Annotated in this window: 7 protein-coding genes; 4 read left to right on the top strand and 3 right to left on the bottom strand. The window is 44.4% G+C overall.

The window, feature by feature from the left end:
• Nucleotides 1-130: 130 nt before the first annotated feature.
• The 3 genes from ACE1CC_RS35890 to ACE1CC_RS35880 all read right to left on the bottom strand — a co-directional run bounded on the left by ACE1CC_RS35890 (nt 131) and on the right by ACE1CC_RS35880 (nt 3284).
• Nucleotides 131-1573, bottom strand: a complete 1443-nt coding sequence (locus ACE1CC_RS35890) for a DEAD/DEAH box helicase (protein ID WP_413275219.1) — start codon at nt 1571-1573, stop codon at nt 131-133.
• A gap of 109 nt (nt 1574-1682) precedes the next feature.
• Nucleotides 1683-3020, bottom strand: a complete 1338-nt coding sequence (rimO, locus tag ACE1CC_RS35885) for a 30S ribosomal protein S12 methylthiotransferase RimO (protein ID WP_413275218.1) — start codon at nt 3018-3020, stop codon at nt 1683-1685.
• A gap of 12 nt (nt 3021-3032) precedes the next feature.
• A complete protein-coding gene (locus tag ACE1CC_RS35880) occupies nt 3033-3284 on the bottom strand; it encodes a hypothetical protein (RefSeq protein WP_413275217.1) in 252 nt (83 codons plus the stop codon).
• Between the two features lie 1043 nt (nt 3285-4327).
• Here ACE1CC_RS35880 and ACE1CC_RS35875 point away from each other — a divergent pair.
• The 4 genes from ACE1CC_RS35875 to ACE1CC_RS35860 all read left to right on the top strand — a co-directional run bounded on the left by ACE1CC_RS35875 (nt 4328) and on the right by ACE1CC_RS35860 (nt 8823).
• Nucleotides 4328-5425 carry a Gfo/Idh/MocA family protein gene (locus tag ACE1CC_RS35875; RefSeq protein WP_413275216.1) on the top strand — a complete coding sequence of 366 codons (1098 nt, stop codon included), beginning with the start codon at nt 4328-4330 and terminating at the stop codon, nt 5423-5425.
• A 242-nt stretch (nt 5426-5667) separates the two neighbouring features.
• Nucleotides 5668-6792, top strand: a complete 1125-nt coding sequence (locus tag ACE1CC_RS35870; protein ID WP_413275215.1) for an NAD-dependent epimerase/dehydratase family protein — start codon at nt 5668-5670, stop codon at nt 6790-6792.
• 120 nt (nt 6793-6912) lie between these two features.
• Nucleotides 6913-7761, top strand: a complete 849-nt coding sequence (gene btpA / locus ACE1CC_RS35865; RefSeq protein WP_413275220.1) for a photosystem I biogenesis protein BtpA — start codon at nt 6913-6915, stop codon at nt 7759-7761.
• 114 nt (nt 7762-7875) lie between these two features.
• A complete protein-coding gene (locus ACE1CC_RS35860; RefSeq protein ID WP_413275214.1) occupies nt 7876-8823 on the top strand; it encodes a vitamin K epoxide reductase family protein in 948 nt (315 codons plus the stop codon).
• The last annotated feature ends 309 nt before the right edge of the window (nt 8824-9132 follow it).

The following is a 9132-nucleotide window of genomic DNA, read 5'->3' as shown; positions in this document are numbered from 1 at the left end:
TTTTATTTATTTTTTAAAAAAAAAAAAAAATTTTTTTTTTTTGTTTTTTTTTACCCAAATTTTCTATTTTGGTTTTTTGGTGGTTTTTTTGTTTTTTGTCCCAAAACCCCCAACAACATACACTTCTGAGTTATTTCTTGCTTTCGAGTTCTACCTTTGCTGGTGCAGCAGGTTTGCTCCGCTTCAGGAGAGGTTTGGGTTTACCATTAATTGCAGCTTCATCTTCAGCGCTGTAATTTTCTGACTTCATCCAAGCCGGACGAGTTTGATCGTAAGCCATTTGTAGCGCTGCTGCTGCGATCGTATGAACCTCATACTCTTCACCCAGTTTAGCCACAATCGGCAAGAAAGAAGCCATCCGTTCACCCGCCAATGCTTCCCGCACTCGGTCTTGCAATTTTTCCAAGTGACGTGATTCAATTTGAGAACGAGTAGGAACCGAAGCAATCTTCAAATTTTGTCTAACGTGCCGTTCAATTAACCGCAATTTCCGCCGATCCAAAGATTGAATCAAAGAAATCGCTGTTCCTTCCCGACCTGCACGACCTGTCCGACCAATGCGGTGAACGTAGCTTTCCACACTATCGGGTAAGTCGTAGTTAATCACATGAGTCAGATGATCCACATCTAGACCTCTAGCAGCAATATCAGTTGCTACTACCCAACGAACTTGACGCTGACGGAAGCGGAGTAACAACCGTTCCCGCGCTTGTTGGTTGAGGTCGCCGTGATATTCATCTACACTGTGACCAGCTGCTTGTAATTGGTTAGTCAGTTCAGCCGCAGCTTTCCGGGTACGGACAAAGATTAAAGCAGATTCGGGGTCTTCCATTTCCAAAATTGGCAGAAGCGCCTTGGCTTTTGTCCATCCGGGGGGCACCATATAAGCAACTTGGTTGATTTGCTTCGGTGCAGCTTTCGGCTGTTCTACTGTAACAGTAATTGGCGATCGCAAAAACTTAGTGATCAACTCCCGAATCATTGGTGGCATGGTAGCAGAGAAGAAAGCTGTTTGCCGTTCAGCTGGTACTTGCTTGAGGATTCTTTCCACATCATCAATAAAGCCCATACTCAACATTTCGTCAGCTTCATCCAATACTAACCAGCTAACTTGGTCGAGTTTCAAATCTCCGCGTTCCAACAAATCAATTACCCGTCCGGGTGTTCCCACCACAATTTGCACCCCTTGTTGCAAACGACGGATTTGGCGTTCAATTGCTTGACCACCATATACTGGCAATACCCACAAACTCCGCGCTTCCTTGGTGGGAAGTTCGCTAGTAGCACCACTAAAGTCACGAATTGCATTTCCGACTTGTAATGCTAATTCGCGGGTAGGAGTCAGAATTAATGCTTGTACTGCTTTTTGACTCAGATCAATTCTTTCCAGAATTGGTAAAGAAAAAGCCGCTGTTTTCCCAGTTCCCGTCTGAGATTGTCCTACCACATCACGCCCAGCTAACAAATGTGGAATCGCTTGAGTTTGAATTGTTGTAGGGGTAGTAAGACCCAATTTTTCTAATTGTTGAACGCGAGCTTCTGAAAGACCTAAGTTTTTGAAAGTTATAGTCATGAATTTGCTTTTACGTTTGATAAGTTGTTAGTTGATAGGTGTTTTTTTTCGCTAGGAACTAATGGCTAGTTACCACTAGTCCTGATTGTTAGCCATTAGCTAATAGCTATTAGCTAGTTGTGTAACCATAGAGGTCGTATATCTCTGCGTCGGTAATTTTTACTGGGACAATTGAACCCAGTGCGGCATTACCTGTAACGTAGACTAATCCATCGACTTCTGGCGAAAACCTGGCTGAGCGACCGATTAATTCCCCAGTATCGGGGTTTTCCTGCTCAATTAATACATCTACTATTTTCCCAATTGATTGCTGGTTCTTTTTCTGGGAAATAGGCTGTTGAACTCGCATCAGGATATCCCGACGCTCATTCATCACAGATTGGGGTAATTGATTCGGCAAACTATACGCTGGGGTTCCTTCTTCTGGAGAGAAGGTGAATACACCTACATGATCGAACTCGTGGCGCTGAACAAATTGTATTAGGTGCTGGAAATGTTCCGACCTTTCTCCAGGAAACCCAACGATAAATGTTGTCCGTAAAATGGCCTGTGGCAGCGCCTCTTTAATTCTATCAATGATTGTATCATTTACTTGCCCTTGCCAAGGACGATTCATGGCTCGGAGCACTTCTGGATGGGAATGTTGTAAGGGAAGGTCTAGATACGGTAGGACGTTTGGCGTTTCCTGAAAGGCTTTAATTACCTCTGGAGTTAATCCGGTGGGATAGGCGTAATGGACGCGAATCCAAGGTACTTCTACTTCTCCCAAGGCTCGCAAAAGTTCTGCTAGCTTTGGTTTTCCGTAAATGTCTAATCCGTAGTTAGTGGTAATTTGGGAAATCAGGATAATTTCTTTTACGCCTTCGGTAACTAGTCGCTTGGCTTCCGCGACGATCGACTCTATTGTACGCGATCGCTGATCCCCTCTTAAATGGGGGATAATACAAAACGCGCAGCGGTAATCACACCCTTCGGCTACCCGCAAATATGCTACTGCTTCCGGTGTGGTGCGATAGCGGGGAATATTTTCGTCAGCGATAAATGTCGGCGCTTGGGAAATTTCGGTAACTTTTTCTCCTTGCTGTACTTGCTGAATTACATTGACAATCTTGTGATAATCACCAGTACCGACGACGGCTACTGCTTCCCCTGTTTGGTTTTCCTGTTTTTGGAATCCCGTCAGTAGCTCGTTTTGGAAGTGTTGCGCCATGCACCCGGTGATTACTACCTTTTTGCCAGTCTCCACCAATTCAGCGATGGTACGCACGGATTCTTCCCGTGCTGCTTGGATAAAGCTGCACGTATTAACAATCACGTAATCTGCTAATTCTTCGTTGCTGTCTACCTGGTATCCTGCTTGTACTAACAGTCCCAGGATATGTTCGGTATCGATGCGGTTTTTTTCACATCCTAGATGAGTAATTGCAATCGTTGGCTGTTGGCCCATTGTGTGAGGCATTTAGCGAATTGAGAAGGTTCGTTCGTTCGTTTGTCGCATAAGCATTCCGACTTTTGTTTTGGCAAACTGGGTCTTTATGCTTGGGATGCGATCGACAACGGAGCGATAGGTCGTTCCTTTCCACAGGCTACTACAATGAGTAAACTGGTTCAGCCACAGGTGCTTGGGCATCCTTTTGCGGTAGCCTGCTTCCTGCGCGATCGCATCTAGGTCAGTACTAGAATCGTAGCGCAAAATTAACATTCTCAACATATCTAAACAAAAATTTTTTCTCTCATTTTCGTCAACTTTGACTTAAATCCCAGTAAATCAGAACTATAGTCAGCAAACTAGCTAAATAACTATCCCGAAAAATTCCACCCCTTAAAATCGCCTATTTAATTTATTTTCGCTCTAAAATACTCTCTTTTTCCCAAAAAAGTTTTGTAAATTTATTTTGACTTTTTCTGGAAATTTAAGAGAATTTGTCACTCCATAGCTGCCAAACCCAGGTAAAAGAAGTTAATGTAGAAAAATTTTGCCCAATTCTCCCCGCATCCCCGCCTCTCCCCTGGGGCTGGTATTGAGAAAAATTCAGTTACATACAATACATAACCTGAATCAAAAGTATCATTAATAACTAGTAAATTAGCGTTTATTGGTGGAAATTCTCAACGAAATCAGCCAAATAGAGCCAAGCAAAAATACTTAATATCTCAAGATTTTCCCAACTCATAAACTGCAAAAACATCATCAATTAGAACACCCTGAATAATTAGCTACATCAACTGTAATTTCTCCAGGGAAAAAAGGACTCGGTAAAACCGCAATTAATGAAAATAATTTTCGAGAACTACTCCGGGGAATTCTTTCCCTCACGGCAACGGGCTCCAATCTAAAAGTAAAAAATATTGTTAAGAATATTGATTATTTAGCTGCTCAGATATGGCACTAGAGCTAAAAACTAGGTTTCTGGCAAATAGCTAAATCTGAAAGCCTGAATTTTTCCTAAAGAAAATAGGTATTTTCCAGTCTTGAAGTAGAGAATATCTTTAAGAATATCGATTATTTAGCTATTAATTTAAAGCTTCTGTAAAGATCTCTGAGCAACGCTTTTAATCACTCCTTATCCTATGCTAAATAATCGATAGATGAAATTATAGTTATCTACAGATTCAAATTACGAAGGGTTAGCATCTTCACTCTTGAAGCTTCGATGGATGAGCCACAGAAGCTAGCAGGAAATAAAAAGGGATGCCGGAATCTGGGTGAAAAAGTGGCTCTAAATATAGTGATTTAGATTTGAGGACAAACAGATGACATTGAAAGTTGCAATTGCGGGAGCGGGTCATATTGCTGAAGTTCACGCCAGAGCCGTCCAAGCTCAGGGGGGTCAGCTAGTGGCTGTGATTGAAAAGTTTGCCCAGCAAGCTGGTAGATTCGCGCAAAAGTTTTCGATCGCCAATCAATACACCACTCTAGAAGAAGCACTGGCTGGGGCAAAGTTCGATGCGTTGATTATTGGGACACCGAACTTCCTGCACGCACCACAAGCGATCGCCGCACTCGGAGCCAAAGTACCAGTGCTGGTGGAAAAGCCGATGGCGCTAAACGCGATCGAAGCCGAGCAGGTATTGGAAGCTAGCTTAAGAGCTAACACAGTGTTAATGGTGGGACACTGTTGGCGCTTCGACGAAGAAACACAATGGCTGAAAAAGCGCACCAGTAAATTGGGCAGAATCATCCGTACCAAAGGATATGGCATACATACTCACTGGGGACCTGGGGGTTGGTTTACCCAGAAGGCTCTTTCTGGAGGCGGCGCGATCGCAGATATCGGCATTCATGCGATCGACACAGCACGCTTCTTGCTCGGCGATCCCCAACCCGTCAGTGTATTTGCTCGCATGGGTACGCATTATCAAGACTCCGACGTAGACGATACCGGAATCATCATCGTTAATTGGGATAATGGTACAACTTCATATATTGAATCAGGCTGGCGACAACCATATAGCGATGGCCCGCAATCGAGCACGCAACTCTATGGCACAAGAGGATTTGGTCAACTTTTTCCCACTCGGTTGTTGCTGCCTAACCTAAACCCAGAAAACAAATTGGTTAAGTTATTACCAACACGCCTGAGATCCAAGCTGAGGAGAAAGGAAGTTGTGGAGATCAAATCTGGATTTAAGTTCCCCCGCCAAGACCACTATCCCCAATCCATGTACGATCGCCAAATGGCACACTTCTTTGAGTGCATTCAAACCAACCGCACACCGAATCCCGGAGGAGCAGAAGGTTTAGTCAACATGAAAATCGTCGATGCAGCATATCAAAGTGCAACAACTGGGCAAGTAGTACAGTTGAATTCGCTGCCGAATCTGACGCTCCCAGCAATGACAACCTGTTAAGACGAGATGGGGAGATGGGGACAAGGAGACAAGGGGAAATTCGTAGGGGCGGGTGAGAGTAGATAACCTTTGTATTCCATAGACAATCTTTCAGCTCTCACCCGCCCCTACAACTCAAAACTCTCCCTACCCCCCTACCTCCCCACCTCCCCGTCGTAGGGGTAATTCATGAATTACCCCTACGACGGGGAGAGTGTCAATAATAAATTAATCTTGAGTCAGAACTTACAAAGTGCAGGAAGATGATGCGAATTGGAATAGTGGGAGCCAGTGGATTTGTCGGGACTCGCGCAGTGGAAATGCTGAATGTCGAAGGAACTTCAGAAGTTCGCCCGATCGTTCACTCTCAGAGTAGCGTAGAAAAACTAGCCCACCATAAATTAGATTGCCGGATTGCTAATTCCTTTAGCCAATCATCCTTAGAATCCGCCTTTAAAGGATGTGATGTGGTTATTCAGTCAATTTTGGGAACTCCAGGACTGATCCGGGGTACAGTTGCTCCCACTTACAAAGCAGCCGAAAAAGTCGGAGTGCGCCGGATTATTTATCTTAGTTCGATGATTGTCCATACCTCGGCACCCGCACCTGGGACAACGGAAGCCACCCCACCTATTACAAATCAACCCAACTTTCCCACCCATACCGCCAAAATCGATGCGGAACGCCAACTATTACAAATGCACCAAACAGGATCGGTTGAGGTGGTGATTTTTCGACCGGGGATTGTGTTTGGGCCGCGATCGCGTTGGGTGACAGAATTAGCCGATCAGCTAATTCAGGGTAGGGCTTATTTAATTAATGGGGGTAAAGGAATCTGCAATAGCGTCTATATTGATAACCTAATTCATGCGATGCGGTTAGCTATGACGGCAAAAGACGCAGATGGAGAGGCATTTTTCGCAGGCGATCGCGAACGGGTGACTTGGTTCGATTTTTACCGTCCCTTTGCCGAAGCTTTTGGGGTCGATCCAACGCAGCTGCCATCACCTAAAGTACCAGAGTTTACCCATAGCCGGAAAAAACAATTGATCGGTTCTATCCGCGAATCAGTATTTGTGCAAAAAACTTTAGCCACGATCCCAGAGGATTTTAAACAAAAGTTAAAGCGGTCAAAACCCAAATCAGAGCAGCCAGCACCAGCACCAGCACCAGAGCCAGCCCCAGTAGTCCCAGCCGTGATTCCCAAGGGAGAACCAGTGGTGACAGAGATGATGTCGATCTTACAACAGTCTCAATATCAGCTACCTTTTACTAAGGCAGAGCGGCTATTGGGCTATGAGCCAATTGTTTCTTTCGACGAAGGTTGTCGCCGTTCCGTTGAGTGGCTTTCAAGAATCGATCGATTCCAACGATACCTGAAAAAATAGGATTACACCAAGCCTGATAAAATAGGTTAGATAAATCAAGAGTCAGTAGTCAGATAAAATTTATTGACTAGTGACCAACTACCAGGACGCATTGACGAGTCCGAAAAAAGCAAAAATAACGTGGACTTGAAGCAAATTTTTAGGACACCAAATCCGATTATTGGAGTAGTTCATCTATTGCCACTACCCACTTCCCCCCGCTGGGGAGGCAATTTAAAAGCAGTGATCGATCGCGCCGAACAAGAAGCCACAGCCTTGGCATCTGGCGGTGTCGATGGGATTATGGTGGAAAATTTCTTCGATGCGCCTTTCACCAACAGCCAAGTAGATCCAGCGGTAGTCAGCGCCATGACCTTAGTTGTGGATCGAGTGATGAACTTGGTGACATTGCCAGTGGGAATCAACGTCTTGCGAAATGATGCTCACAGTGCTATAGCGATCGCCAGTTGTGTCAAAGCTCAGTTTATCCGCGTCAACGTCCTCACAGGCGTAATGGCTACCGATCAAGGATTAATCGAAGGACAAGCGCATCAACTACTAAGATATCGCCGAGAATTAGGCAGCGATATCAAAATTTTGGCAGATGTACTAGTTAAACACGCCAGACCTTTAGGTTCGCCTAATCTCACTACAGCAGTACAAGATACGATCGAACGAGGTTTAGCTGACGCAGTAATTTTATCTGGTTGGGCCACAGGTAGTCCTCCCAGCTTAGAAGACCTAGAATTAGCCAAAGCCGCAGCCAGCGACACCCCCGTATTTATCGGTAGTGGTGCGAGTTGGGAAAATATTTCTACCCTGATGCAAGCAGCAGATGGCGTAATAGTCTCTAGTTCCCTCAAACGTCACGGGAAACGCGAACAAGCAGTCGATCCAATTCGGGTGAGTCAATTTGTAGAAGCCATGCGACACAGCATATCTGGGAAACTTCAACCCCACCCAATGTCGTCAATAAAATTGCACTCTTAGTCTAATCATCAGTTAACAAGACTAAAGAATGTTGAATTGAGGTCTATAGTTCACAATGGGAATTAATTGGCAAACTATAGTCAGATTGTATGAGATAGCAAGGCTGTAAATTTTATGATTCGCCGACGTTCTACTCCTTGGCTTCATCGCTGGTCGCGCATTATAATTGCCGCGATCGCCCTTTTTGGAATTCTCGACACCATTTACCTCACCTTAGTAGAGTGGGGTGTAGTCAAAGAAGCTCTTTGTCCTACTACTAGCATCATTGACTGTAACGCTGTATTAAGTAGTAACTATGCCAAAATTTTTGGCATACCTTTATCAGTCTTTGGTTTCTTCGCCTATGCAGGTATGGCAGCTTTGGCATTAGGGCCATTATTAATTAACCCCCAAGAACAAAAAGCCTTGCGTTCCAAAATGGAACAATTAACTTGGTTGGCGTTGTTTGCAGGTGCAACCGCCATGTTGTTCTTCAGCGGTTATCTGCTTTATTTAATGGTGTTTGCGATCGGAAAATTGTGTATTTATTGTCTGTTCTCCACCGTATTTTCGATCGCCCTATTCGTAATTACTTTATTCGGTCATACCTGGGAAGATGTCGGGCAGCTATTTTTTACTGGTATTGTAGTCGGCATGATCGCCTTAATCGGCACACTTGGCGTTTATGCCAGCGCTAGAACACCCACCACCGCTGGCAATACTTCCATCGTTGGCGAAGCTGGTAGGCCAATTCAAAACACCTCTGGCCCAGCAGAAATCGCTCTAGCACGCCATTTGACACAAGTAGGGGCAAAAGAATACGGTGCTTACTGGTGTCCCCACTGTCACGACCAAAAAGAATTATTTGGTAAAGAAGCTGCTGCTGAACTAGATTACGTTGAGTGTGACCCTAAAGGCGTAAATCCTCGACCACAACTCTGTCAAAAAGCCAAGATTAAAGGTTATCCAACTTGGGAAATTAAAGGGCAGTTGTACGAAGGTACACAAACCTTAGAAAAACTCGCTGATTTAACAGATTACAAAGGCCCTCGTAACTTCAAAAATTCACTTCCAGGGCGATAAATCTGAGAAAACCTCTTTTTTCCAAAATCAACAATCTGGTTGCTAACCGCTGCTAGAGTGTTATCTCACCGTCCTAGGGGTAATTCATGAATTACCCCTAGGACGGTGAGAGTGTTATTTTCTCAAGATTTTCTGCAACAAAATAACTGGAATTTATTTCTGGATTATTTATAGTTCATAAAACCATAGACAAATATCTCAGGTCTTATTTTGTAGGTGTTACCCTAACTGGGTGAACTACTACACCCTCTATCCCATTGCTCGCAGAGCGTTTGGGACTGCTTGTAGTCTTTTACTCGTCCCCTTTAG

This window comes from Floridaenema aerugineum BLCC-F46 (assembly GCF_041929345.1).
Classification (GTDB): Bacteria; Cyanobacteriota; Cyanobacteriia; order Cyanobacteriales; family Aerosakkonemataceae; genus Floridanema; species Floridanema aerugineum.
This window is presented reverse-complemented; position numbering and strand designations above follow the sequence as displayed.